The organism is Qipengyuania atrilutea, assembly GCF_013370205.1.
In the GTDB taxonomy this organism is placed as follows: domain Bacteria; phylum Pseudomonadota; class Alphaproteobacteria; order Sphingomonadales; family Sphingomonadaceae; genus Actirhodobacter; species Actirhodobacter atriluteus.
This window is the reverse complement of record NZ_JABWGV010000004.1, coordinates 135787-161016: the sequence shown is the minus strand read 5'-3', so window position 1 is coordinate 161016 and position 25230 is coordinate 135787. Positions and strand designations below refer to the sequence as shown.

The 25230-nt window shown below is 64.7% G+C and carries 26 protein-coding genes; 10 read left to right on the top strand and 16 right to left on the bottom strand.

What is annotated here, in order from left to right:
* The first annotated feature begins 16 nt into the window (after positions 1–16).
* Positions 17–583 carry a peptide deformylase gene (gene def / locus HUV48_RS11900; RefSeq protein WP_176268008.1) on the top strand — a complete coding sequence of 189 codons (567 nt, stop codon included), beginning with the start codon at positions 17–19 and terminating at the stop codon, positions 581–583.
* A gap of 93 nt (positions 584–676) precedes the next feature.
* Here the strand turns inward: def and HUV48_RS11895 are convergent, their stop codons facing one another.
* Positions 677–1075, bottom strand: coding sequence for a four-helix bundle copper-binding protein (locus HUV48_RS11895; RefSeq protein ID WP_176268007.1), 399 nt, complete (start codon positions 1073–1075; stop codon positions 677–679).
* Between the two features lie 108 nt (positions 1076–1183).
* Between HUV48_RS11895 and HUV48_RS11890 the strand changes: the two genes are divergently transcribed.
* A complete protein-coding gene (locus HUV48_RS11890) occupies positions 1184–2683 on the top strand; it encodes a DNA recombination protein RmuC (protein WP_176268006.1) in 1500 nt (499 codons plus the stop codon).
* Between the two features lie 17 nt (positions 2684–2700).
* On the opposite strand, the gene HUV48_RS11885 is transcribed toward HUV48_RS11890, so the two are convergent.
* The 7 genes from HUV48_RS11885 to HUV48_RS11855 all read right to left on the bottom strand — a co-directional run bounded on the left by HUV48_RS11885 (position 2701) and on the right by HUV48_RS11855 (position 8166).
* The gene (locus HUV48_RS11885; protein ID WP_225871671.1) at positions 2701–3510 is read right to left on the bottom strand and encodes a TrmH family RNA methyltransferase; all 810 of its coding nucleotides are present in this window, start codon (positions 3508–3510) and stop codon (positions 2701–2703) included.
* Entirely contained in the window at positions 3507–3800 is a 294-nt protein-coding gene (locus HUV48_RS11880; RefSeq protein ID WP_176268005.1) for an HPr family phosphocarrier protein, read from the bottom strand. The genes HUV48_RS11885 and HUV48_RS11880 overlap by 4 nt, the downstream gene beginning before the upstream one ends.
* Positions 3797–4228, bottom strand: coding sequence for a PTS sugar transporter subunit IIA (locus tag HUV48_RS11875; RefSeq protein WP_176268004.1), 432 nt, complete (start codon positions 4226–4228; stop codon positions 3797–3799). Before HUV48_RS11875 ends, HUV48_RS11880 begins: the two co-directional genes overlap by 4 nt.
* Before the next feature lie 117 nt (positions 4229–4345).
* Positions 4346–5281, bottom strand: a complete 936-nt coding sequence (rapZ, locus tag HUV48_RS11870; protein WP_176268003.1) for an RNase adapter RapZ — start codon at positions 5279–5281, stop codon at positions 4346–4348.
* Positions 5282–5346: 65 nt separating this feature from the next.
* The gene (locus HUV48_RS11865) at positions 5347–5790 is read right to left on the bottom strand and encodes an HPr kinase/phosphorylase (protein ID WP_318656097.1); all 444 of its coding nucleotides are present in this window, start codon (positions 5788–5790) and stop codon (positions 5347–5349) included.
* On the bottom strand, positions 5783–7366 hold the full coding sequence (locus HUV48_RS11860; RefSeq protein WP_225871670.1) for a sensor histidine kinase: 1584 nt from the start codon (positions 7364–7366) through the stop codon (positions 5783–5785). Before HUV48_RS11860 ends, HUV48_RS11865 begins: the two co-directional genes overlap by 8 nt.
* A 2-nt stretch (positions 7367–7368) precedes the next feature.
* Entirely contained in the window at positions 7369–8166 is a 798-nt protein-coding gene (locus HUV48_RS11855; protein ID WP_176268002.1) for a response regulator transcription factor, read from the bottom strand.
* 264 nt (positions 8167–8430) lie between these two features.
* Here HUV48_RS11855 and HUV48_RS11850 point away from each other — a divergent pair, with 264 nt between their 5' ends.
* The gene (locus tag HUV48_RS11850; RefSeq protein WP_176268001.1) at positions 8431–10020 is read left to right on the top strand and encodes a phosphoenolpyruvate carboxykinase; all 1590 of its coding nucleotides are present in this window, start codon (positions 8431–8433) and stop codon (positions 10018–10020) included.
* Positions 10021–10084: 64 nt separating this feature from the next.
* On the opposite strand, the gene HUV48_RS11845 is transcribed toward HUV48_RS11850, so the two are convergent.
* From HUV48_RS11845 to HUV48_RS11835, 3 genes are read right to left on the bottom strand one after another with little or no spacing between them, the layout of a single operon-like run.
* Positions 10085–11395 (bottom strand): cation:proton antiporter, encoded by a 1311-nt coding sequence (locus HUV48_RS11845; protein ID WP_318656096.1) that lies wholly within the window; start codon positions 11393–11395, stop codon positions 10085–10087.
* Positions 11388–13235: a DUF885 domain-containing protein gene (locus HUV48_RS11840; RefSeq protein ID WP_176268000.1), complete on the bottom strand. Its 1848-nt coding sequence runs from the start codon at positions 13233–13235 to the stop codon at positions 11388–11390. Before HUV48_RS11840 ends, HUV48_RS11845 begins: the two co-directional genes overlap by 8 nt.
* 55 nt (positions 13236–13290) lie before the next feature.
* Positions 13291–13698 carry a DUF3597 domain-containing protein gene (locus HUV48_RS11835; protein ID WP_176267999.1) on the bottom strand — a complete coding sequence of 136 codons (408 nt, stop codon included), beginning with the start codon at positions 13696–13698 and terminating at the stop codon, positions 13291–13293.
* Positions 13699–13808: 110 nt separating this feature from the next.
* On the opposite strand from HUV48_RS11835, the gene HUV48_RS11830 reads away from it, so the two are divergent.
* Complete coding sequence (locus tag HUV48_RS11830; protein ID WP_176267998.1) at positions 13809–14015, top strand: hypothetical protein; 207 nt, start codon at positions 13809–13811, stop codon at positions 14013–14015.
* Between the two features lie 18 nt (positions 14016–14033).
* On the opposite strand, the gene HUV48_RS14550 is transcribed toward HUV48_RS11830, so the two are convergent.
* Positions 14034–14723: an energy transducer TonB gene (locus HUV48_RS14550; protein WP_176267997.1), complete on the bottom strand. Its 690-nt coding sequence runs from the start codon at positions 14721–14723 to the stop codon at positions 14034–14036.
* Between the two features lie 146 nt (positions 14724–14869).
* Positions 14870–15526, bottom strand: a complete 657-nt coding sequence (locus HUV48_RS11820) for an alpha/beta hydrolase (protein WP_176267996.1) — start codon at positions 15524–15526, stop codon at positions 14870–14872.
* A 108-nt stretch (positions 15527–15634) separates the two neighbouring features.
* On the opposite strand from HUV48_RS11820, the gene HUV48_RS11815 reads away from it, so the two are divergent.
* The 3 genes from HUV48_RS11815 to HUV48_RS11805 are packed head-to-tail and all read left to right on the top strand — an operon-like array spanning position 15635 to position 18107.
* Positions 15635–16693 carry a cysteine desulfurase family protein gene (locus HUV48_RS11815; RefSeq protein WP_176268037.1) on the top strand — a complete coding sequence of 353 codons (1059 nt, stop codon included), beginning with the start codon at positions 15635–15637 and terminating at the stop codon, positions 16691–16693.
* Positions 16690–17775, top strand: a complete 1086-nt coding sequence (locus tag HUV48_RS11810) for a cysteine desulfurase family protein (protein ID WP_176267995.1) — start codon at positions 16690–16692, stop codon at positions 17773–17775. The genes HUV48_RS11815 and HUV48_RS11810 overlap by 4 nt, the downstream gene beginning before the upstream one ends.
* A complete protein-coding gene (locus tag HUV48_RS11805; protein ID WP_176267994.1) occupies positions 17772–18107 on the top strand; it encodes a 2Fe-2S iron-sulfur cluster-binding protein in 336 nt (111 codons plus the stop codon). The genes HUV48_RS11810 and HUV48_RS11805 overlap by 4 nt, the downstream gene beginning before the upstream one ends.
* Here HUV48_RS11805 and HUV48_RS11800 read toward each other — a convergent pair.
* Positions 18104–19735, bottom strand: coding sequence for a mechanosensitive ion channel family protein (locus tag HUV48_RS11800; protein WP_318656095.1), 1632 nt, complete (start codon positions 19733–19735; stop codon positions 18104–18106). The two genes, HUV48_RS11805 and HUV48_RS11800, sit on opposite strands and share 4 nt — an antisense overlap.
* Positions 19736–19999: 264 nt before the next feature.
* Here HUV48_RS11800 and HUV48_RS11795 point away from each other — a divergent pair, with 264 nt between their 5' ends.
* Positions 20000–20623, top strand: a complete 624-nt coding sequence (locus tag HUV48_RS11795; protein WP_176267992.1) for an outer membrane protein — start codon at positions 20000–20002, stop codon at positions 20621–20623.
* Between the two features lie 72 nt (positions 20624–20695).
* Here HUV48_RS11795 and HUV48_RS11790 read toward each other — a convergent pair whose 3' ends face one another.
* The gene (locus tag HUV48_RS11790) at positions 20696–21244 is read right to left on the bottom strand and encodes a type 1 glutamine amidotransferase domain-containing protein (RefSeq protein ID WP_176267991.1); all 549 of its coding nucleotides are present in this window, start codon (positions 21242–21244) and stop codon (positions 20696–20698) included.
* A gap of 102 nt (positions 21245–21346) precedes the next feature.
* Between HUV48_RS11790 and parC the strand changes: the two genes are divergently transcribed.
* Entirely contained in the window at positions 21347–23644 is a 2298-nt protein-coding gene (gene parC / locus HUV48_RS11785; RefSeq protein WP_176267990.1) for a DNA topoisomerase IV subunit A, read from the top strand.
* Positions 23645–23692: 48 nt separating this feature from the next.
* Positions 23693–24487 (top strand): hypothetical protein, encoded by a 795-nt coding sequence (locus HUV48_RS11780; RefSeq protein ID WP_176267989.1) that lies wholly within the window; start codon positions 23693–23695, stop codon positions 24485–24487.
* 84 nt (positions 24488–24571) lie between these two features.
* Here the strand turns inward: HUV48_RS11780 and HUV48_RS11775 are convergent, their stop codons facing one another.
* Positions 24572–25153, bottom strand: coding sequence for a hypothetical protein (locus tag HUV48_RS11775; protein ID WP_176267988.1), 582 nt, complete (start codon positions 25151–25153; stop codon positions 24572–24574).
* Between the last annotated feature and the right edge of the window lie 77 nt (positions 25154–25230).

The window sequence follows — 25230 nt, the reverse complement described above, 5'->3', positions numbered from 1 at the left end:
GACTATCTAGCCAGCCATGACCATTCACACGATTATCGAAGCGCCCGATCCGCGCCTGAAGACCGTTTCCGAGCCGGTGACCGAGTTCGATGCGGACCTTAAGACGCTTGCCGAAGACATGTTCGAAACGATGTACGACGCGAACGGCATCGGCCTCGCCGCGATCCAGATCGGCGTTCCCAAGCGCATTCTCGTCATCGATTTGCAGGAGCCGGACGAGGACGCCGAGCCGGTCCCGTGCGACCACGACGGCCATGCGCATACGCATCAGCCGGTGAAGAACGATCCGCGCATCTTCGTGAACCCGGAAATTCTCGATCCTTCGGACGATCTGACGACCTATCAGGAAGGCTGCCTGTCGGTCCCCGAGATCTACGCCGACGTGGACCGCCCCTCGGCGTGCCGCGTGCGCTATCAGGACCTCGAGGGCAACACGCACGAGGAAGACCTGACCGGCATGATGGCCACGTGCATCCAGCACGAGATGGACCATCTCGAAGGCATTCTCTTCATCGACCATCTAAGCCGTCTGAAGCGGCAGATGGCGCTGAAGAAGCTCGATAAGCTGCGTAGAGCAGCCTAAACGTCACCCCGGACTTGATCCGGGGTCCAGCTTCTCAATCGCTAAATATGAGAGGCGGCGAGCTCGTTTGCCCGCCGCCTGACTTCGCAAGACTTACGCAGCCTGCCGCATTCCGTTGAGTGCCTTCAGGCAATCGTCGGCGGTTTCGCGGCACATGCGCGCGCAGCGCTTGCAATGCGCGTTGTCGTGCTTCTCGCACTCGTCGAGGCAGCGCTCGCACGCCGCGATGCAGGTCCGCAGCATCTGTTCGATGAGGCCGACATTGCCCGAGGTCCGGCGGCTCGCCATGCGGTAGGTTGCGGTGCAGATGTCCGAGGCATCCAGGCACGCGCGAATGCATGCGCGCATGTCGCTTTCCTCGGCGCTGCATGCATCGGCGCAGCTGTTCGTGATCGCCGCGCAGTACATCGCGTGCTTGATCGCTTCGCCAAGCTGTTCGTTGTAATCCGCGCCGACCTGCGGGTGTTCGGAAATCATTTCCTTGATGGACATAATGCAATTCTCCTTCTGCTAGGGGAGCGCGCAAAAGCCGTGGATTGTTCCGGGGCGGGACGCGATTGGCGGTAGCGGGGCGAGCGCGTTCCGGCTATGTTCCCGCGCATGGATACAGGCATCGCAATTCTCGCCATCGTCGCCCTGCTGATCGGCGGCCTCATCGGCTGGTTCGCCGGTTCACGCCCGGTGGCGGACTGGAAGAATCGTTTTGCCGAACGCGACGGCGAAGCGCGGGAGCTTGATGCGAAATTTCTGAAGACCTTCGCCGAACTCGAAGCCGCGAAGGAACGCGCCTTGCGCGCCGATAGCCTAGCGGCGGAACTGCGCGACACGCGCAGCGCGCATGAAACGACGGTCGAGCGCCTGCGCGGCGAACACGCGCGGGTCGCGAACGATCTTGCGGAACTCAAGTCCGGGGCGGAAGCGCGCGAGAAAGCGCTCGAAGATCGCTACGCAGAGCGGGAGAAGCATTTCGAACGCGAGCTGGCGCGCCTCGTCGAAGCCGAGGAAAAGCTGCAGGCGAAGTTCAACGAGATCGGCGAGAAGATGCTCGACGGGGCGCGCACGCGCTTCCTCGAAGGGGCGCAGTCGCATCTGACGACGCTCAACAGGGAAAGCCTTGCCGAGCTCGAAAAGAAGGTCGGGCCGGTCGGAGAAACGCTGGAGCGTTACCGCAAGCGGGTCGAGGAGCTGGAGAAGAACCGCGCAGGCGAATTCGAGCGGCTTTACGGCGTCATCGGGCAGGTGCGCGAGGGGCAGGAGCGCGTCATGGAAGGCGCGAACCGCATCACCACGACCCTGCGCGGCGCGACCAAGGCGCGGGGCGACTGGGGCGAACTCCAACTTGCCAATCTGCTCGAAAGTTGCGGGCTATACGATAAGGCCGACTTCAACTTTCAGGTCAGCGTGCGCGGCGACGACAGCAATATCCTGCGCCCCGATGCGGTAATCAACATTCCGGGCGGGCGCAGGCTCGTCGTCGACGTGAAGAACGTGTTCAACACCTATGCGCGGGCGAACGAGGCCGAAAGCGAGGAAGAGCGGCACGAATTGCTTCGCAGCCATGTGCGCGAACTGCGCACGCATATCGACGAGCTTTCCGCCAAGCGATACCAGGATTTCGTCGAGGGTTCCGCCGATTTCGTCGTGATGTTCGTGCCCGGCGAGCACGTGCTCTACGCCGCGCTGACGCAGGACGGCGGCCTGCTCGACTATGCGCTGAAGAAGCAGATCGTGTTGTCGAGCCCGCTCAACTTCATGTCGATCGCGCTCACTGTCAGCACGGTCTGGCGGCAAGCAGGCGTGCAGGCCGACGCACAGGAAATCGCGGCACTGGGCAAGGAGCTATACGACCGGCTCGCGGTGGTGGCCGGGCACATGGGGGCGCTGCGCAAGAGCCTCGCGTCGACCAACTCGCATTTCGACAAGCTGGTCGGCAGCTTCGATACGAACCTGCGCCGGACGGGAGAGCGGTTCGAGGAACTGAGCATCGACACTTCGGCCAAGGATCTGGCCGAAGCGCTCCCTATCGGCCACCAGCCCCGCCGGCTCGCGAACTTTGCCGAGGACGGCGACGGCGCGGAAGAACGCGAAGCGGCGGAGTAGTCCGCCGGCTCTTAATTCTACAGGCTCGCCAATACCTCGTAGCCGAGCACCGCGGCAGCAACTGCGGCATTGAGACTGTCGGCGCGGCCTTTCATCGGCATGGTGACGCGCAGGTCGCACGCAGCTTCGTAGGCTTCGGGCAGCCCTTGCGATTCGTTGCCGACGAGCACGAAGCACGGCGCCGCATAGGGCGCACCGCGATAGGGCACGGCATTGCGCAGCGAGGCGGCGACGAGCTGGCCGCTTCCGCCGCGCAGCCAGCTTACGAATTCGTCCCAGCGCGCCTGCACCAACCTCTGCGTGAAGATTGCGCCCATGCTGGCGCGAACCGCTTCGACGCTGAACGGGTCGGCGCAGTCGTCCACTAGGATGAGGCCGCCCGCTCCGATGGCATCGCCGGTCCGCAGCATCGTGCCGAGGTTGCCCGGATCGCGCAGCGCCTGCGCGACCAGCCAGATGGGCGCTGCGTCCCGCTCGATCGTTTCCAGCGAAGTATCGAACTCGGCGAAGACGCCCGCGATTGCCTGCGGATTGTCCTTGCCGGTGATCTTGGCGAGAATGTCGGGCGTCGTCTCGATCACTTCGCCGCGCGCGGCGAGCACCGCCTCTTCCAATGCAGTCAGCAGCGGGTGCGCATCGCGCGCGGTCGACAGGACGAGCGTTTCGGGGACGCGGCCGCTTTCGCGCGCGTCGGTCAACAGCCGAAGTCCTTCGGCAAGGAACTGGCGCGCCTGCTTCCGATGCTTCTTTTCGCGCAGCGAGCGCAGATATTTGACGGTGGGATTGGAAAAGCCGGTGATCTCGCGGCGCATGCCCGGCTGCATCATTCCTCGCCGAAACCGCCCGCGACGAGTGTGTAGAGTTCGTCCATTACGCGTTCCGCTTCGGGGCCGGCGACGTGCAGCGTCACTTCGTTGCCCTTTGCCGCGCCGAGCATCATCAACCCGAGGATCGAGCCGCCCGCGGCCCGGTTGCCGTCTTTCTCGACCTCGACCGTGTAGCCGTCGGGCAGAGCGGCGACCATGCCGACGAACTTGGCGCTCGCCCGCGCATGGAGGCCGCGTTGGTTGACGATCGTCACCTCGCGGCTGACCGTATCCTGGCCAGAGCCGCTCAAGACACCGCCTTGTTCTTGCCCGAGGGGATTTCCTGCCCAAGGAATTCCGAAGCGACCGTGATGTAGTTGCGGCCCGCATCGCGCGCTGCAAACAGGGCTTCGGTCAGCGGCATGGCCTTGCGCGAGGAAGCAAGGCGGATCAGCATCGGCAGGTTGATGCCCGCGATCACCTCCACCCGGCCTGCATCGAGTAACGAAATCGCCAGGTTGGACGGCGTACCGCCGAACAGGTCGGTCAGGATGATCGCGCCGCTGCCGGTATCGACCTTGCCGATCGCGCTCGCGATCTCGTCGCGCCGCTGTTCCATGTCGTCGTTCGGTTCGATGCAGATCGTGTGCATCTGTTCCTGCGGGCCGACCACGTGCTCCATCGCTTCCAGAAACGTCTCGGCCAGCTTGCCGTGCGTGACGAGGATGAGGCCGATCATGGAGCGGTGTCCATTCCGGCGCGGGCCGTATTCATTCGGGGGTTATGCAATGTTCGTTCAACCTGCGTTGCAGCGGTTTCGCAGCGTTTTCGCCGTCTGATGCCCGCGCTTGCTTCCTTATGATCCTTCGATCGCATCGGCGGGTTTCGTGCCGAGATTGCGGTGGATGACCGTGGGCGAAAATCCCGCGTCACGCAAGGCTTGCGCCATGGTCTCCGCGGTGAAAACGCTGCGATGTCTCCCTCCGGTACAGCCGAACGCGATGTTGAGATAGCCGCGGCCCTGCGCGCTGTAACGGGGGACGAGTTCCAGAACGAGGTCGCGGATGCGCGTGAAAGCGGGCTCAAACGCCTCGTCCGCGCGGATGTGCTCGCCAACCGGCGCGTCGAGCCCCGTCTGCTCGCGTAGGGAGGCGATCCAGTGCGGATTGTCGAGAAACCGCATGTCGAAGACGAGGTCGGATAGCGGCGGCATTCCTCGCGCAAACCCGAAGCTCGATACCGTGATGGTCATCGGCGCATCGCCGGTTTGGGCGAAGCGGTCGCGCACCACCTGCTGCAACTGGTTGGTGGAAAGGTCCGTCGTATCGACCACGAGGTCCGCACGGCCGCGCAGCGGTTCGAGCAGTTCGCGTTCCGACTTGATCCCTTCGAGGACCGGGCGCCCGCGCGCCATCGGATGCCGCCGCCGCGTTTCGTTATAGCGCCGCTCCAGTTCGCCGCTGGCGCAGTCGAGGAACATGGTGGTAAGGTCGATGTCCTCGCGCGCGCCGAGTTCGGCGGCAAGTTCGCCGACGTCGAAGGGCACGAAGCCGCGCGTCCGCGTATCGAAACCGATCGCGAGCGGGGCGTGGAATTCCGCCTCCGCGCCGATCAGCCCGTTGAGAAGCCTGACGGGGAAATTGTCGAGAATCTCCCAGCCCATGTCTTCCAGTTCCTGCAAAGCGGTGGTCTTGCCTGCGCCGGACAGGCCGGTGACAAAAAGAATGCGCTGCGTACCCGCGGCAGAGCTTAGCGCAGCTTCGTCGTTCTCATGTGTCGAATTGTCCGTCATCGATCTCCTGAATGCCGCAGGATCGCGCCGCGCGCAAAGTCTATCGTCCTCCGGTGTACGAGAAATCAAAGTTCGCGGATGCACGCCCGCGCGAATTTACGCAGCGCGTGTTCGGCGCGCAGCGCGGCGGCGGGGGCGTTGGGATCGAACGGCAGGCGCGGTACGGCGATGCCGGCCCAGCATTCCTCAGCCAAAGTGTCGGGAAGCCGCTCGGGCGTTTCGTCCAGCACCAGGACCAGCGCGGCAGGCGCTTCGGTCACGGTCAGCGTGACGAGACCGACTCCGCGTATTTCAAGCGCGCCGCGCTGCTGTGCGGGAGGCGCGGCAACCGGCGATCCGCCGCGCGATACTTCGGCCACGCCGTCGTCGCCGATAAGCGTCGCGCCCCTGTCGATCAACTGCAGCGCCAGTGTGCTCTTGCCGCTTCCGGGCTTGCCGGTTAGGATCAGCGCGCGCCCGTCGATCGCCACCGCCGATACGTTCAGGCGCAGGCGCTCGGTGTCAGCCACTTTGCGGAACCTTGGGCAGCGCAATCAGGAAACAGGCGCCGCTTTCTCCGTCGGCTCGCGCATGGGCGCTCAGTGCGCCGTCATGCGCTTCACAGATGGTGCGCGCGATAGCGAGGCCGAGGCCGGAGTGATTGCCGAAATCCTCGTCCTCGGGTCGGTCGGAGTGGAAACGGGTGAACACTTTCTCGCGCGCTTCCTCAGGAATACCCGGCCCGTTGTCGCAAACGGTCAATTCGACCATCCCGTCGGTATCGGTGAGGTCGAGGCTGACGAGGCCGCCCTCGGGAGAGAACGACACGGCGTTGTCGATCAGGTTCTCGATAACCCGCTCAAGCCGCGCCGGAACGCCGTTCACCACGTGGTTGCGGCCGCTCACTTCGAGCTCGACAGTGCAGCCGCGGTTCTCCCCGCGGGTCCGGCGGGCTGCGATGATATTTTCGGCCAGCTTGTGCATGTCCACCGGCTCGAAGGTCGCACGCGACAGTTCCGCATCGATCCGGCTTGCGTCGGAGATTTCGGTGACGAGGCGGCTGATGCGCCGCACGTCATGTTCCGCGATCTCGCTCAGCTGCTTGCGAAGCTGCGGGTCTTCCACCTTGGCGAGCGATTCCAGCGCGCTGCGCAAAGAGGCGAGGGGGTTCTTGATCTCGTGCGCCACATCGGCGGCAAAGCTCTCGACCGCGTCTATCCGCTGGCGAAGCGCACTCGACATGTCGGAGATGGCGCGGGCGAGCAGACCGATCTCGTCGCGCCGGTCGGGCAGGCGCGGCACTTCGACCAGACGCTCGCGGCCCTGGCGCACACGGATGGCGGCACGCACCAGCTCGCGCAGCGGAAGCACGATGGTCCGGGCGAGGAACAGCGACAGCAGGGTCGAGGTCGTCAGGACAAGAAACACGATGAAGGCGACGGTTTGGCGCGCCTCGCGGACCGCCTGCGTGATGTCGACCGGATTGCGCGTCGTCAGCAAAGTCTCGCCGTCGAGGCCGACCGGCGCGGCGGCGGTGATGACGTGGCTGCCGTCGGGCGCGTCGCGCAGCACGATCTGCGTCAGGTTCTCCTCGCGCGCACGCCGCAGTTCGGGCCAGTCCTGCGCATCGTCCAGCACCGGCTCGACGTAATCGGGCAGCGGTTCAGCATCCACCAGCCAGTCGAACGCCTTGTCGAGCGAGCGTTCGAAATGCTGCTTGCTCCCCCCGGCATCCGCCGTGCCGATCGTGAAGGAGGGCGACGCGAGCTGGAAGCTGTCGGCCTCCAGCTTGCCGTCGGCATCGTAGACCCGGAGGCGCAGCCGCTGTTCCTTGCCGATCTGGATCAGCAGCGCTTCCTGGCGTTCGGGCGTCGCGCCGGCCAGCGCCTCCGCAGTGATCTGCGCCTCGATCAGCGCGAGCTTGAACCGCTCGTCGAGCAGCTGCTTGCGGTAGCTGTCGAGGTAGATGAGGCCCCCGCCGAACACCAGCAGCGGCAGGATGTTGACGAACAGGATGCGGCTGGTGAGCGAGAGGCGGCGCGACCATCGCAGCTTGTCGAGCCGCGGGTCGCCGACCAGTACATCTCTGCGTTCGAAAGGCTTCAAATTCAGCCGTCCGTGTAGCTGTAGCCGGCGCCGTAGAGGGTCTCGATGGCGGAAAACTCGCGGTCGACGGCGCGAAACTTGCGGCGCATCCGCTTGATGTGGCTATCGACCGTGCGGTCGTCCACGAACATGTCGTCGGGGTAGGCCGCGTCCATCAGTTGGTTGCGCGACTTGATGACGCCGGGACGCGCGGCAAGGGCTTCGAGCAGCAGGAACTCGGTCACGGTGAGCGAAACGGGATTGCCGTCCCAGGTGACGTAATGCCGCTCGGGGTCCATGAACAGCCGCCCGCGCGCCAGCGGCTCCGCCTCGTCCTGCATGCCCGTCTGCTCGGTAGTCCCGCCGCTCCCGGGAAGCCGGGCTTCCGCGCGGCGAAGCACTGCCTTGATGCGTGCGGAGAGCAACCGCAGGCTGAAGGGTTTGGCGATGTAATCGTCCGCGCCCATTTCGAGGCCGGTTTCCTCGTCCTGCTCGTGATCCTTGCTGGTCAGGAATATGACGGGAAGGGCGGAGCGCTCGCGCAGCTGCCGCAGCAGTTCGAGCCCGTCCATGCGCGGCATCTTGATGTCGAACACGGCCAGATCGGGCGGGTTTTCGACCAGCGCCTTGAGAGCCGTCTCCCCGTCCGAATAGACGCGCGTCGAATAGCCTTCCGACTGCAGCGCGATCGACACCGTGGTGAGGATGTTGCGGTCATCGTCGACCAGCGCGATGACCGTCTTGTCCGCTGCCGGCGCATGGTCCGGCGCGGCATGCGGCTCGGTCCGCGAAATCGGGTCAGGCGTGTGCGGGTCGTTCATCGGCGTGGACCTAGCGCGATTCGCGGCGCGAAACAACGCGTGGGGCGGGCGGCGGGCGGGAACGGGCAGGTCTTAACAATTTTAAGCATAAACCGATCATATTCGGTACATTTTTGAAGGTATGGAGCCGCACAAACGCATTTGACGCGCGGCAGCGCCGGAGCTAGAGGCAGGGCATACCGCGCATTCGTATGCACTGCTACGGCAAGGCCGTAATTTGCGTAGCGAACCGGCCCCCGTTCACTGTCCGTAAGGAGCTTTTACGTGACCGCCGATCTTTCCGTTTCCCTGGCCGATCAGGGCATTGCGACCGACGCCAAAATCTTCGCCAACCTGTCTTCCGACAAGCTGACCGAGGCGGCGCTTGCGAACGGCGAAGGTCGCCGCGCCAAGGGCGGCCCGCTGGTCGTCGAAACGGGCAAGCACACGGGGCGTAGCGCGAAAGACAAGTTCATCGTCCGCGACGGCGAAACCGAAGACACGGTATGGTGGGACAACAATGCCTCGATGAGCCCGGAGCATTTCGCAGCGCTGAAGGAAGATTTCATGGCGGCCCTCGGGAAGCGCGAGAAGCTCTACGTGGCCGACCTGTTCGGCGGCTCGCAGCCGGAACACCGGGTAAAGGTGCGCGTCATCAACGAACTCGCCTGGCACAACCAGTTCATCCGCACGATGCTGGTGCGCCCGACGGCCGAGGAGTTGGACGGTTTCACGCCAGAATACACCATCGTCGATCTGCCGAGCTTCAAGGCCGATCCGGAGCGGCACGGAACGCGCAGCGAAACGGTGATCGCCGTGAACCTTTCGGAAAAGCTGATCCTCATCGGCGGCACCGAATATGCTGGCGAAATGAAGAAGAGCGTGTTCGGCGTCCTCAACTACCTGCTGCCGCCCAAGAGCGTGATGCCGATGCATTGCTCGGCCAATATCGGCCCCGACGGCAAGAGCGCGGTGTTCTTCGGCCTGTCGGGCACGGGCAAGACCACGCTCAGCGCCGATGCGAGCCGCACGCTGATCGGCGACGACGAGCACGGCTGGTCCGACACCGCGGTCTTCAACTTCGAAGGCGGCTGCTACGCCAAGATGATTCGCCTCGATCCCGAGGCAGAGCCGGAAATCTACGCCACCACGAAGATGGAGGGCACGGTCCTCGAAAACGTGGTGATGGACGAGAACGGCGAGATCGATCTCGATGACAACAGCCTCGCAGAGAATACCCGCGGCGCCTACCCGCTGTCGTCGATCCCCAACACCAGCGAAGAGAACATGGGCCCGCCGCCCTCGACGGTCATCATGCTGACCGCCGATGCGTTCGGCGTGCTGCCTCCGATCGCGCGGCTGACGCCCGACCAGGCGATGTATCACTTCCTGTCGGGCTACACGGCGAAGGTCGCTGGCACCGAAATCGGCGTGACCGAACCCGAGGCGACCTTCAGCACCTGCTTCGGCGCGCCCTTCATGCCGCGCCATCCGAGCGTCTACGGTAACCTTCTGAAGAAGCGCATCGCGGAAGGCGGCGCGCAGTGCTGGCTCGTCAACACCGGCTGGACCGGCGGCAAGTACGGCACTGGCAGCCGCATGCCGATCAAGGCGACTCGCGCTCTGCTCAACGCTGCGCTCGATGGTTCGCTGAACGAGGCCGAATACCGCAAGGACCCGAATTTCGGCTTCGACGTGCCGGTTTCGTGCCCCGGCGTCGACAGCGCGATCCTCGATCCGCGCTCGACCTGGGACGATGGCGAAGAATACGACCGCACCGCGGCCAAGCTGGTGCAACTCTTCATCGACAATTTCGCGCAGTTCGAAACGCATGTCGATGCCGGCGTAAGGGAGGCAGCGCCCAGCGCAGCCTGACCCGGCGCCTTACCGGTTGGAGAGGAGAGCCCCCGCACAGGATCACCTGGCGGGGGCTTTTGATTTAGCTCTTCTGCGGCGCAGCAGGGTCCGGCCGTGCTTCGGGATCCTGTGTCGCCTGTTCGACCGCGATACCCGCGGTCAGACCGTGTACGACCGTGGAAACGACGATCGTGAAGGCGACTGTCGCCCATAAAGTCTCTTCGTTCACCAGTTCGATGTGGTGGCTCGCATATGCGAGGTAATAGACCGAGCCGATGCCGCGCACCCCGTAGAATGCCGTGACGATGCGTTCGCGCTTCGACAGCCCGGTCTTGTGCAGCGAACCCCAGGCGAGCAGCGGCCGGATGAGGAAGATGAGCGCCAAGCCAATCAGCGCGTGACTCCAGTCGAGATACGGCCACAGCCCCGGAAGTGCGGCACCGAGCGCGACCAGCAGGATCGCGGTCAGCGTGTGCTCCAGCGATTCGGAGAAGTCGTGCAACTGCCGGTGGAAGCGGTCCTCCGTCTCTTCCCGTCGCAGCACGAGTCCGGCCACGAACACGGCGATGAAGCCGTATCCTTCCAGCACTTCGGTCAGACCGTAGGTCGCAAGTACGCTCGCGAAGGCGATCACGCCGCTACGCGTCTGCGAAAGCGGATTGTCGCCCGGCCAGTCGAACATGATCATGCCGGCAAGCCAGCCAATGCCAAAGCCACAGCCCGCTCCGACGGCGATGCGGTAGGCAACGTCGAGCCACAGCCAGTGCCCGATGAGCCCGGCGGAGATGCCGCCCGCCGCGGCCACGAGAATACCCAGATGCACGAAGGGGAAGGCAAGCCCGTCGTTGAGGCCGGCCTCGGTCGTAAGCGCGTAGCGGACGGGATGCTCCCCGCCTTCGAGCGGAGGCCCGACCTGCACGTCGCCCGCCAGAACCGGGTCGGTCGGCGACAGGATCGCGCCGAGTAGCAGTCCGCCTGCCAGCGTCATGCCCGCAGCGAACCAGCCGAACAGCGTCAGCGCGGCAATCGTCAGCGGCATCGCGATCAGCAACAGGCGCAGCGTGGGCCGCCACTGCTCGCGGTCGAGCACCCGGTCGATCCTGAGGCCCGTGCCGAACAGTCCGATGATGACGCACAGTTCGGCGAAGAATTCCCAGATGCGCGGGCTCGTTAGCGGGCTGAGCGCGGGCGGCAGACCGGGAACGAAGGCGAAGGTCGCCATACCGAGCAGCACGAGCAGGGCCGATGCAGCAGGCTCGCGGCCCGACAGGAAGCGCGGCAGCCAGTAGGCCGCGATGATCGCGACGCCGACGGCGGCAAGCAGGATGTGATACGGCTCGAACCCGAACATGGCTTTCGAACCAGCGGCCATGAAGGCAGCGATATCAGGCACCGGCGATGTAGCGATCGACGTTCTTCGCCATCACGTCGAGCGGCGCATTGCCGCCCAGCACCACAGCGTCGTTGAACCCCTTGAAGTCATAGGCAGCGCCCATCGCATCCTGAGCGCGCACTCTTTGACGCACGATCTCGCTGTGGCCGACCTTGTAGCCGCAGGCCTGGCCCGGCCAGCTGCAATAACGGTCGACTTCGCTCTCGACTTCCTCGCGCTTCGACCCGTTCTCGTTGACGAAGAAATCGACCGCCTGCTTGCGGCTCCAGCGCTTGTGGTGAAGCCCGGTGTCGACGACCATCCGGCAGGCGCGAAAGGCGAGGCTTTGCAGATAGCCGAGCTTCCCGACCTCGAAATCGTCGTAAGCGCCGAGTTCGTCCGCCAGTTGCTCACCGTAGAGCGCCCAGCCTTCGCTGAAGGCATTGAAGGCAAGGATCGAGCGGATCAGCGGCAGGCGGTTCGAATATTCGCCTTCCCAAACGTGGCCCGGGATCGTTTCGTGATAGGTGAGGTCGGCGAGGTCGTATTTGCGATGCAGATCGGTGGTGCGCAGGTTGATCCACATCCGCCCCGGGATCGTCCCGTCCTTGCTGCCCGCCCCGCCGTAAGCGCCCGGCGCCCCCGGCTCTTCGGCGAGCGGCAGGCGGCGCACTTCGAGGTTCGGATCGACCAGCGTGTTGAAAGCGCGCGGCATCTGCGCGGTGATCCAGCCGATGCGGTCCTTGATGAAGGCCATGATCTCGGCGCGGCCGGGATCGCCCTCGGCGAACTTGTAGCGCGGATCGGCAGAGAGTTGCTGCATCCGCTCGCCCACGCTGCCGCTGGTATAGCCAATGCCGCGCAGGATCGGCTCCATCCGTGTATGGAGCGCGGCCAGTTCCTCGCGGCCCTGCTCGTGAATCTCGTCGGGCGACAGGTCAGTCGTGGTGCTGGCGCGCAGGGCCCAGCGGTACCATTCGTCGCCGCGCGGGCGCGCCCACATGCCGGGATCGCCGGTCGCAACCTTTTGCTCTGCATAGAGTTCGCCGAGCTGCGCTTCGAGTGCCGGCGCAATGCGCCGCGTCACGATCTCGCGCGCGAGCGGCGCGGCAGCCTTCGCCGCGGCCAGCTCTGACCCTTCGAGCGGGGCAACCAGCGCGCCGCCCTCCATCGCATCGGTCAGCGTGGCGCGCATCTGCTCCACGGCCTTTGCAAGCAGGAAGTCGGGTGGCACCACGCCCAAGCGCCGCGCGGCCTGCATCCGGCCGAGTTCGCCTTCGAGCACGGCTGGAACCTGCTCCAGCCGCGCGATATAGGCGGCGGCGTCGGATGCGTCCTTCAGCGGATGGGTCGAATCCATGAAGCGCGGTAAGTCGAGATAGCTGCCGACGTTCTGGATGACGACGTAGGGCGCGTTGCGCCAACTGCCGACCGCGACATCGCCGTAGGGCAGGGCAAAACCGTCGAGCGCGGTGCTGTAGGCGCTTTCGACCACCTCGAAGCTTGTCCGCTCGTCAGCGGTCAGGTCGTCGCGTCCCAGCCATTGTCGCGCCACGCCGAGATCGCCGCGGAGCGTCTGTGCGTAGGCGTCCTGCCCGGTCTGCGACTGGTCTTCGAGGCCGGAGCGGAGCGCCGCGTGCCTGCCGGTATCGACGCCTAGCGCCGTGGCCCGTTCCTGCTCGTGCCGCAGCAGCGCGTAGGCGATGCCGTCGAGCTGGCCTTGCGCCGTGCCGTCGATGGTCCCGCCGGTTGCCGGCGCGGACATCTGCGCGCAGCCGCCGAGCGCCGTCAGCGAAACACCCGCCCCAAATCCGGCGAGGGTCTGGCGGCGGGTGAAACTGCGTGTCGTAATGTTCGTCATGCGGACCTGAGTGCGACCCGCGCTGCAGAGTGTCAAACCTTTATCGTTCGCGCGGTCAGTCGCGAAATTCGGCCGGAACCGTCCCGCCGTTCGCGGCGAGTTCCTGCATCGTGCGCTTGTGCAGCCAGATGTTGTCTTCCGCGCTGCCCGAATAGTCGGAGCGGCCGAGTTCGCCCGCCAGTTCCTTGCGGTTCTCGTAGCTCGGATCGACGCCGATCAGCTTCATCAGATCGACGATCGAGGTGCGCCAGTTCAGCCGGTCCGCGCCCGGCATGGAATCGAGCCGGTTTTCGACATCGACGCCCGATACCGCCTGCTTCTCGGTCACCGGAGCCTTGGCCCATGCGGTCGGTGACGGGGTGGGGGCGGGCGCGCGGGTCGTTCCGGTCTGCGTCGTCGTGGCCCGTGCGTCGTCCTTCTTCTTGCCGAGGATCGCATCCTTGATCGAACTGAAAATTCCCATCCTTACCTCACGATTTTCGGCGCGGCGCTAAGCTGCGGCGGCCTGCTCGCGAAGATAACCTTTCGCGGCTCGCAATCGTTCCTTATGGCAAGGGCGATCGGGAGACGAAAATGCTGGGAATGGTTCTGTCGATACTGGTACTTGCCACGCTCGCGCTGCTGGGCGGGGCGGTGCTGCTCTGGCGCAGAGGGGTGCGCAAACAGGCGGCGCTGATGGCACTATTGGCGCTGATCGCCGCGATCAATGTCGCAATCTGGACCGTGCCGACCGAAGACGGAAACGCCCCGCTCGATGCTGCCGAGCAGGGCGTTCTGTAAGCCGATCTCTCGCCCGGATTAGCGGGGCAGTTCCCAGCGTACCGCGCTCGAATACGACCCGGCGGTCGCCTTGCCGTCCGTGCCCTTCGCAGCATCGAAGCGGGCACGCTTCGTGACGAGTTCGCAGGTCGCCGCGTCGAGCGTGGCATGGCCGGTAGACGAGGTGATCGTGCAGTTATCAACCCGCCCGTTCGCTGCGATGTCGAGCCGGAAGCGTGCCGTGCCGACCATCTCGCGCCTGATCCATGCCGATTTGTAGTCGTTCGTCGTGACCCACGCGCCGGGGTTGTTGCTCGGCGCGGCAGCCTGCGGCGAAAACGCCGGCTTCGGTTCGGGCCGCGGCGTCGGGGACGGGGTCAGGACCGGGCCGGGGGTGGGCACCCGGATGATCGGTCCAGGCGTCGGCAGGACGTCGGTGCTGTCGATGATCGGCGCATTACGCGGTGGCAGCGGGCTCGGCACCGGCGGCACGTAGGTCGGCGGTGCTGCGCTCGGCGCAGGGTCGGAGCGCGGCTCCGGCATGGGTTCGGGCGGGGGCGGCGGAGGGACGTTGTTCACGTCGTAGGTCGTCATGGTCTTCTTCGCGATTTCCTCGAACACGCCGCCGGCAAGTCCGGTCACGAGGCCGTAACCGATGACCGCGTGGATCGCGACCACTGCCGCGATCGTGCCGGGGTTCTGCCTGGTTTTCTGATTGGTGTAGCTCATGTTGCAGCCATCCTTTCCTCGTACTTCCGCGTCATGCGCACGGTTAACACAGAATGTTACAACATTACTCCTGACCGGCAAGCACTATCGCGTTGCGAACTGCAACCCGTAAGTAGCGGTCATGCAACGAAAAGCGTGTGGCGCGCTTACTTGATCGGGCAGGCCGGATCGAGCCGGAAGTCGAGGTAGTTGTTCACCGAGCCCATCAAGTCGTCCATCTCGTTCTCGAAGAAATGGTTCGCCCGCGGGATTTCCTCGTGGTGGATGGTGATGTGCTTCTGCGTGCGCAGCTTGTCGACCAGCTTCTGCACCGCGCTTGGCTGCACGACCGTATCCGCCGCGCCCTGGATGAAGATGCCGCTGGCGGGGCACGGAGCGAGGAAGCTGAAATCGTACATGTTTGCCGGCGGCGCGACGGAGATGAAGCCGCGCACTTCCGGGCGGCGCATCAGGAGCTGCATCCCAATCAGCGCGCCGAAGCTTACGCCCGCCACCCAGGTGGTCTGCGCTTCGGGGTGGATCGACTGCACCCAGTCGAGGGCCGAAGCCGCATCGCTCAGTTCGCCTACGCCGTTGTCGAAGCTGCCCTGGCTGCGGCCCACGCCGCGAAAGTTGAAGCGCAGCGTCGCAAATCCGCGATCGACGAAGGTCTGGTAGAGCTTCTGCGTGATCCGGTCGTTCATCGTGCCGCCGCCCTGCGGGTGCGGGTGGAGGATCATGGCGACGGGCGCGCGCGGACGCGGCGCACCGCTGAAACGGCCTTCGAGGCGGCCTTCCGGGCCGGGAAAGATCACTGATGGCATGGGCGGGAAACCTGCTTGAAAATGTTGCGCCTCGCGCGGGTGGCGCATGCGAGGTCGCGGGCTATATAGGGTTCGGACGCAAAATCGCAATCATTTAGGGCCCGTCTCATTCCCGAACGCATCTACCTCGATCACGCCGCCACCAGCCCGTTGCGGCCGGAAGCGAAAGCAGCGATGGAAGAAGGGTTTGCGCTATGGGCCAACCCCTCCAGCCCGCACGCCGAAGGACGCAAGGCGAGGGCCGCGCTGGAAGATGCCCGCGAGTGGATCAAGACGGCGCTTGGGTGGAGCGGCGAGGTCATCTTCACGAGCGGAGCGAGCGAGGCTGCGGCTTTGGCTCTTCATCACGCCGATGCCGAGCCCCGACTGGTCAGTGCCGCCGAACATGACTGCATCTTGCAGGCCGCGCCGGACGCCGAACGACTGCCGGTCTTGGAAGATGGGCAGCTCGATCTTGCGGTTCTTCAAGAGGCCATCGAGCGGGAGCGCCCCCTCGTCGCCGTGCAGCAGGTCAATTCCGAAACCGGCAATGCGCAGGTCGTAGACTTAATCTACCAATTCGTTGCGAAGGCGGGCGGAATCCTCCTTTCCGACTGCGCCCAAGCCGCAGGAAAGAACACGATCCTTCCGTGCGACCTAGCGATCGTTTCCGCCCACAAATTCGGTGGACCCATCGGCATTGGGGCGCTGCTCGTAAAGGACTACGCAATGCTGAAGCCTTCGGGCGGGCAGGAGCGCGGCTACCGGCGTGGGACCGAGAACCTGCCCGGCGTGCTCGGCATGGCGGCGGCGCTGGAGCCGTCGAGCGGTCCCTACGTGAGTGCCGATGTTCTCGAGCCTCTCGACCAGCTCGCGCAGGAATGCCGCGACATCGGCGGAACCTGGCTGTCCGACCGCTTGTCCGATCCGACGCCCTACATCCGCGCCATCGCCATGCCGAACATGAGCGCCACCGCGCAGGTCATGCGTTTCGACATGGCGGGCATTTCGGTTTCGCAGGGCAGCGCCTGCTCCAGCGGAACGATGAAAACCAGCCGCGTCCTCGAAGCGATGCAGGTCGAGCCGGAGGTCGCCGCGAACACCATCCGCGTGTCGGTCGGCTGGAATACGACGAAGGCCGAGGTGGAACGCTTCGCCGAAGTGTGGTTAGACCTGGCCCGGAAATGATCTACCTCGATTATCAGGCGACCACCCCGCTTGCGCCCGAAGCGCGCGATGCGATGCTGCAATGGCTCGACGGGCCGGGCGGCAGCGGCTTCGGCAATCCGCATTCGCCGCACCGGATGGGCCGGCAGGCGGCCGCCGCAGTCGAACTCGCGCGCGACCGGGTGGCGGCGCTGTTTCCCGCAGGCGGCAGGGTCATCTTCACCGGCGGCGCGACCGAGGCGATCAATCTCGCCATCCGCGGCAGCGGCACGGGCGGCAGCGTGTCCTATTCCGCCATCGAGCACGCGGCGGTGATCGACACGGCGGAGGATGCGGGCAAGGCGCACGTCCTCAACGTCGCGAAGAACGGCCAGTGCAATACCAAGCAGGACTTGCCCGCCGACACGCGGCTCGTCTGCCTGATGCAAGTGAACAACGAGATAGGCACGATCCAGCCGACGGTCGAATGGCACCGCAAGGCGAAGGAAAGCAACGCGCTTTACCTGTGCGATGCGGTGCAGGCTTACGGCAAGATGGAAGTGACCGGCGCGGACATGATCGCGGTGAGCGCGCACAAGCTGCATGGTCCGAAGGGCATCGGCGCGCTGTGGGTGCGCAGCGGCCTCGACATTGGCGAAGTGCAGACCGGCGGCGGACAGGAGGACGGTCTGCGCTCCGGCACCTTGAGCCCGGCGCTGTGCGCAGGGTTCGGTGCGGCGGCGCTGGAAGCGAAGGAGCGGATGGAGCGCGACGCCGAGCATGTGGCGAACCTCTGGAACCGCGCGGTGCAGCTGTTCGACGGCTGGCAATTGAACGGCAGCGCGGAGGCGCGCTATCACGGCAATCTCAACATCCGCCGCAAGCGGCTCGACGTGAACCGGTTGATGAGTGAATGCCGCGACGTGATGTTCTCCGCCGGGTCGGCCTGCGCCAGCGGATCGGGGCGGACCAGCCATGTGCTCGATGCGATCGGCCTGTCGAAGAAGCAGGCGAAAAGCTCGATCCGGTTGGGTTGGGGCCGCTACACCACTATGGAAGAACTCGAGAAAGCGGCCGAGCAGATCAACGCCGCCGCCAAGGCGCAGGGGGTGCTGGAGCAATGAGCCTTACCATACGCTTCGAGACGCCGAAGGGCGACATCGTCGAGGCGGAGGCCGAGCCGGGCGACGAACTCCTGAGGGTTGCGCAGGCGGCGGGCATGCCGCTGGAAGGAACCTGCGAGGGCCAGATGGCCTGCTCCACCTGCCACGTGATCGTCGCGGCGGAATGGTTCGCGAAATTGCCGCGCGCGAGCGAGGACGAGGAAGACATGCTCGACCTCGCGGCCGGGGCGTGCCGGACCAGCCGGCTGTCCTGCCAGATCGTTCTCGATGAAGCGCTCGACGGGCTGACGGTGCGTATCCCGCCCGACAGCCACGACATGCGCCGCTTCTAGTCTTCGGCATCCATCCGTACTTCGCGCTCGCGCGGAATGAAGGCGGGCGCAGGTTCGCGGTCCGACGAGGCATCGAGGCGCGAGGCGGCGGCGAGCATATGTTCGCGCAGGCGGCAATGCATCGCCCAGCCGGTCTTGGGGTCGGGGGCTCGCGCCATGAAGCGCACGACCATCGCCCGTGCGGACTGGCCGACGACCTGGCATTTCGCTTCGTCCGGATGGACCACGTCCTCGTCGCTCTCGACGAATTCGCGGAACGGCTTACGCAAGGCCTCGACATCGGCGCGGTTGTCGAGTTCGAGCTCGACGTGCATCATCAGGGTCGGGTCCTGCTTCGTCCAGTTCTCGAAACTGTCGCTGGTGAAATCGCCCAGCGGCGCGATGATTCGCCGTTCGTCCCAGCTTCGCAGCCGCAGGTGGGTGAAGCCGATCTTCTCGACGTAGCACCAACGCCCGCAGTAGTAGATCGCATCGCCGATGCGCGCGGTTTGTGCAAAGGCGATCTGCACGCTCGCCATGATGTCACCCAGCACCTTGCGCGCGGCGAATACGAGGATCAGGCCGACGAGGCCGGCGGAGGCGAGGATGGAGAAGCCGAGCGTGTTCGAGATGTCGCTGGCGACCAGCAGGAAGCCGATGCCGGCGACCAGCAGCAGGGCGGTGACGATCCGGCGGATCGCGCTCATCTTGGTATAGAAGTTGCGGTCCGCGTTGTTCTCCGGCGCTTCGAGCTCGTCGGTCCGGCGCGAGGTCGCGAAATCGAAGAGGTAGTCGATGACTGCGAGCGCGATCCCGATGACGGCGGCGAGGACGAGGACCAGCTGAAGCGGATCGAGCAGGTCCTTAACCGGACCCGACAGGCGGAAGAACGTCGCTCGCACCGCTGCGAAAGTCCCGGCGAAAGCGAGCAGGGTCGCAGGCAGATGCACCGCCTGCAGGATGCCATAGAGCTTCGTGTCCTGGTCGAGCCGGTGCCGCCAGCGGTTGATCGCGAAATAGGTGAGCGCCGCGGCGAAAGCGGCGATGAGCAGGATGATGGGCAGGGCGATGACTTCCCACCACGCCAGCGTCCAGAACGCCTGCTCGCGTAGCGGTGCGGGCAGCGCCTGCTCGAACTTCGTGGGACCGTAGATGGCGTAGAGCGCGGGAACGTTGGCGACGCTCTGGCGGCTGAATACCCATAGCGGTTCGCCGCCGGGCTCCTGCACGCGGGCAATACGGATGGGCACGGTCCGCCCGTCCCATTCGAGTTCGCCCACGATGATCGACCGCCGTGCGGTACCGGCCATGGGGTCTTTGCTGCTCGTCTCGGTATCGACGGCGTCGGGCCGGTCGGGAAGCGAGGCCCAGTCGAGCGAGACGCTGCGGTTCAGCAGATCGTACAAACGCGCGGCATAGGCGCGGGCGGCCTCAGGATTTTCCCCGCCGTCCACGTTGGTCATGTCGAGCGCGGCGGACGCACGGTCCCAGTCGCCGCGTTTCCCGGCGGCCATGAAGGTTTCCATCATCCCCATGGGCGTATCGAGCTCGAGCGGGCTGGCGGGGGCGCTGCCGTTCGAAAGCGTTTCGACCTCGTACACATAGGGTTCGGACCCGTGCGCGACCTGACGTCCGGACTGCGCCAACACAGGAATGCTGAGCAGCAACGCTGCGAGAGCCAGCAGGTTCTTCCAGATAGCCAGTATTCTTCTCCCTTGCCGAAGTAATGACCGGGATGAGGCATGTTTCCGAAAAAGGCAGGCGCAACAAAAATCAGCCGTTTGTCGCCTCTTGAAGTCGTTGGTCGACGGTTTCGGTATGCGTGCATTGCTGTTCATTTTCGCGACAGTCTGCCGAGCGCCCTCGTGAAATGGGCCTGCATCAAGCGGGCACGCCAAGGGGAGTTTATTATCATGAAGACAATCGTATTCGCCGCCGGTCTCGGCTGCGCACTGATTGCCGGCCCCGCTTTCGCGCAAGATGCCGGAAGTGACTACACCGGGCTGTATGCAGGTCCGGTCGCGGGCTACGACAGGCTGACGGTCGACGACGAGATCGACGGCTCGGACAGCAGCGACGGCGTAGTGTATGGCGCTGTCGTCGGTTATGACTTCGCAGTCGGTAGCGCGGTGTTGGGTGTCGAGGCGGAACTGACCGACAGTTCCATTTCCCAGACCGAATTCGATTTTTTCGAAGAGGGTGACGAGTTCGCGGTCGGCGCGGGGCTCGACCTCTACGTCGGCGCGCGGGCCGGCATTCGGGTCGGCCGGGCGGGTCTGCTCTACGTCAAGGGCGGCTACAGCGAACTCGATGTCGATTACGACTACGACGGTCCGACGGTCAGCCTGTCCGGTACCGAAGCGATCGGCGGCTACCGCTTGGGAGCGGGCGGGGAGTTCGCACTATCGCGGCGCCTCGGTGCGCGGGTGGAGTATCGCTACTCCAATTACGGTAGCGGCGACGAACTGGGCGAGGACGTTTCGCTCGGAGTTCTCGAACGCCACCAAGTGATGGCGGCGCTTCTCTACCGCTTCTGAAACCAAAAACCCCGCCTGCGAGGGCGGGGTTTCCGTTTCCCATCCGAGCGGATGAGTAATCTGGTATTGGAGTTAGGCGTTTTCGCTGACCTTCGCATTCTCGACTGCTCTAATCAGTGCCTTCGAAAATGCGGGAATGTCATCCGGGTTGCGGCTGGTAATGATATTGCCGTCGGTTGCGACTTCCTGGTCGACTACGTTCGCGCCTGCGTTCTTCAGATCGGTCCGGATCGACTTGTAGCAGGTCGCCGTCTTGCCTTCGATGATGCCTGCTTCGATCAGCAGCCACGGTGCATGGCAGATTGCCGCGATTGGCTTGCCTGCCATGTTGAAGTCCTTGACTATGGCGACGGCCCGTTCGTTGACGCGCAGCAGGTCCGGGTTGATCTGGCCGCCCGGCAGCAGCAGCGCATCGTAGCCTTCGCAGTTGTCGATCTCGTCTACCGTCTTATCGACTGCGACGCTTTCGCCCCAGTCGTCTTCGTCCCAGCCCTTGATCTTGCCGCTTTCGAGGCTGACGACGGTCGTTTCGATGCCGGCGTCTTCGAGATTGGCCTTGGGCTTCATAAGCTCCGATTGTTCGAAGCCGTTGGTTGCGAGAATCATCACGCGTTTTGCCATATTAGGGTATCCTTTCGTATGTGCGTTTGATCTTGCAACGGGCGGGGAAAGCGCTTCGTTCCGCGCTTTCCGGCGAGGCGTGGCGGTGATAGGGCGAGGCGTATGAGCGATACCGACACCGACACGCTGGAACCCGATCCGTTCGACGCGATCGTCGATGCCCCGTTCGATTCTGCCCTGTCCGAACGATACCTCGTCTATGCGCTCTCGACGATCACCGCGCGCTCACTGCCCGACCTTCGCGACGGGCTGAAGCCGGTTCACCGGCGCCTGCTGTGGACCATGCGGCAATTAAAGCTCGATCCTGCGAGCGGGTTCAAGAAATCGGCGCGCGTCGTGGGCGAGGTGATCGGCAAGTATCACCCGCACGGCGACACCGCCGCGTACGACGCGATGGTCCGCCTCGCGCAGGATTTCGCGCTGCGCTATCCGCTGGTCGAGGGGCAGGGGAACTTCGGCAATATCGACGGCGATAACGCTGCGGCTTACCGTTACACCGAAGCGCGCCTGACCAAGACCGCGATGCGGCTGATGGAGGGGCTCGACGCGGGCACGGTCGACTTCATCCCGACCTACAACAACGAGGAAGAAGAGCCGGAGATCATGCCCGGCCTCTTTCCGAACCTGCTCGCCAACGGCGCGAGCGGTATCGCGGTGGGCATGGCGACTAACATCCCCTCGCACAATGTCGCCGAAGTGGTCGACGCGACGCTGGAGCTGATCGACAATCCGCATGTCGAACACGCGCGGCTGATGGAACTGTTCAAGGGGCCGGATTTCGCCACCGGCGGCATCGTGGCGGAAAGCGCGGAAACGATCGCGGCGGCTTACGAGACCGGGCGCGGCAGTTTTCGCGTCCGCGGCCGCTTCCACGCTGCCGAAGCGGACAAGTCCGACGACCGCGAGGCGGGTATCGAACGCCTGGGCGGCGGCCAGTGGCAGCTCGTCATCAGCGAAATTCCTTACCAGGTCACCAAGGGCAAGCTGATCGAGCAGATCGCAGCCGCCATCGCCGACAAGAAGCTGCCGATCCTCGACGACGTGCGCGACGAAAGCGACGAGAAGATCCGTATTGTGCTCGTCCCGCGCAGCCGCAATATCGACCCGGAACTGCTGAAGGAATCGCTCTACAAGCTGACCGATCTCGAAGTGCGCTTCGGTCTCAACCTCAACGTGCTCGACGCGACGCGCACGCCGATGGTCATGGGCCTGAAGGAACTGCTCGAAAACTGGACCGCGAGCCAGATCGACATATTGCAGCGCCGCAGCCGCCACCGGCTCGACAAGATCGCCGCGCGCCTCGAACTGGTCGAAGGCTACATCATCGCCTTCCTCAACCTCGACCGGGTGATCGAGATCATCCGCACCGAGGACGAGCCCAAGCCGGTGATGATGGAGGAATTCGGCCTCACCGACCGGCAGGCCGAAGCGATCCTCAACATGCGGCTGCGCAGCCTGCGCAAGCTCGAAGAAATGCAGCTGCGGCAGGAGAAGGACGATCTTCTGAAGGAACAGGACGAACTCGAGAAGCTGCTCGGCTCGCCCGCCCGCCAGCGCACGCGGCTGAAGCGCGATCTGACGGCGCTGCGCAAGGAATATGGCCCTAAGACCGAGCTCGGCCGCCGCCGGACGGACATTGCCGAGGCGGTCGCTACGGTCGAGTTCAATATGGACGCGATGATCGAGAAGGAGCCGATCACGGTGATCCTTTCGCAGAAGGGCTGGATCAAGGGCGCGAAGGGTCATGTCGATCTCGATAGCGAGTTCAAGTTCAAGGAGGGCGATGGCCCGGCCTTTGCGCTTCACGCACAGACGACCGACAAGCTGCTGATCGCGCTGGACAACGGGCGCTTCTTCACGCTCGGCTGCGACAAGCTGCCGGGCGCGCGAGGCTTTGGCGAGCCGGTGCGCACGATGCTCGACATGGATGCCGACGCCGGAATTGCCGCCGCGCTCGTCCACCGGCAGAACGGACGCCTGCTGCTTGCCGCGACGACGGGCAAGGGCTTCGCGGCGAAGGAGACGGACCTGATGGCGGAGACGCGCAAGGGGCGGCAGGTCGTGAACCTGAAAGGCGACGCGCGCCTCACTGTCGTCCGCCGGATCGAGGATGCGCATGATCACGTCGCGGTCGTCGGCGAAAACCGCAAGCTGGTGGTCTTCAACATCGAGGAACTGCCCGAACTCGCGCGCGGGCAGGGCGTGAAGCTGCAGAACTACCGCGACGGCGGACTGTCCGATGCGATCGCCTTCAAGCTGGAGGACGGCCTGAGCTGGCAGATGGGCGGCAAGGAAGGCCGCACGCGGACCGAAACGGATATGTGGCAATGGAAAGTCGCTCGTGGCGGCGCAGGGCGGATGCCGCCGCAAGGTTTCCCGCGCGACAACCGCTTCGACTAACGTATTAGGAGGCGGCGCCGCTTCGTGATACTATCACATATGCGGTTGATGCTCTCCCCACTGCTCGTTCTCGGTCTCTCGTCCATCGCCTATGCGCAGGACGGACCGACCGCTTCGCTCGAAGAACTGCGCGCCGGCGATGCGATGGCACTTGCAGATCGGCTCCTTCCTGCAGACGCTCGCGGCGATGTCGTAAGTGGCACCTTGCGGCGCGAGCATCACCTTCCCGGACAAGCCTTCGATGCGATCTACACCGGCAGCGTCCGGCCCGGCGATGGGCAGACCTGCGTCAGGTCCGAATACCGTGCCGAATTGCATGACGAAACGGCCGATCCGAACGCCGAACGCGCCGATCCTGAGGCTCGCCTTCCCGTGACGAGGACGTCGCGGCACGAGAAAATCGCGCTGGCCGAACCGGAAACCGGCAGCACATGCGCTCCCGCCACGGGCTTCATCCACGCGAGCGGGCATTATCCCGACCGGCAACTCTACGCGATGCGCACGTTCGCCGAAATGATCGGCGTCGCGGGTGCGGGCGGGATCGCGCCCGCGCAGGTCGATTGCACTGCGGACGGAGAATTGTGCGACGGGGTCGCTACACTGGCAGCACTCGACATCGGGCAGCTTGCAGCAGTGCGCGTTTCGAGCGGGCGCAAACGCTGCGATCCGGCACAAGGTAGCGTGCGGACCTGCTACGCCGAGCCTGTGCAAGAGGGTGAGCCGTTCGAGATCGAAGCGACCCTGTCCGCAGGCTCAGGCCAGATGTGGAAAGCAAGCTGGACGGCGGCGAACGGGAAGCCGCTCGCGCTGACTTTGCGCAAATCGCTCATCCCTCCGTTCTAACATGCAAAAGGGGCCGGAAGCGTGGTTGCTTCCGGCCCCCTTGTTCCCGTCCAGGGCAAAGCCTGAACCGTCAGGTGAGCAAGATTACTCGGACATAGGCGCGGTGTCGGTTTCCGCTGCTGCCGGAGTAGCCGAGCTGCCAGTCGCTTCGGCGATCTGGGCTGCGGTGAACAGCGCGATCAGGCCGCCCTGCTGACCGACGGCCATCTGCTCGCGCGTCAGCGTGATCGGGCCGGCGGCGCGGTCGATGACCACGTTGTCGCCTTCGATCGTCTTGACCGAGCCGAGTTCCTGTCCATCGGCCGTCATCACGTTCGCGCCGACGTTAAGTGCCGCATCGCGTGCTGCTACCATCTTGGCCATCTGCTCGGCGACCATGCCGTCAAGCTGGACCTTGGTCACGGTGATCGTCGGGCCCATTTCGCCCTGGCCGAACGCATTAAGCGGAAGCGGTGCCTTGTGCGCGCCGGTGTTCACGACGGCCACGCCGTTGCCGATCTGCTCGATCGTGCCGACGGTACCGCCCTGCGGGCCGTAGACGGTCGCGCCGACGGCGACCTGCGCGTTCGCGGCGGGGGCGGGGGTGGTTGCCGGTGCGGCTTCCTGCGCCAGGGCAGGTGCAGCGGTGAGCGCAAGTGCGGAGGCGGCAAGTTTCGCAAAGTTCATAAGTTACTCCAAGTCAATGTGTCGCCGCACGAACATGACCGGTTAAGACCACGCCCATACGAACGGTGTAAAATCGG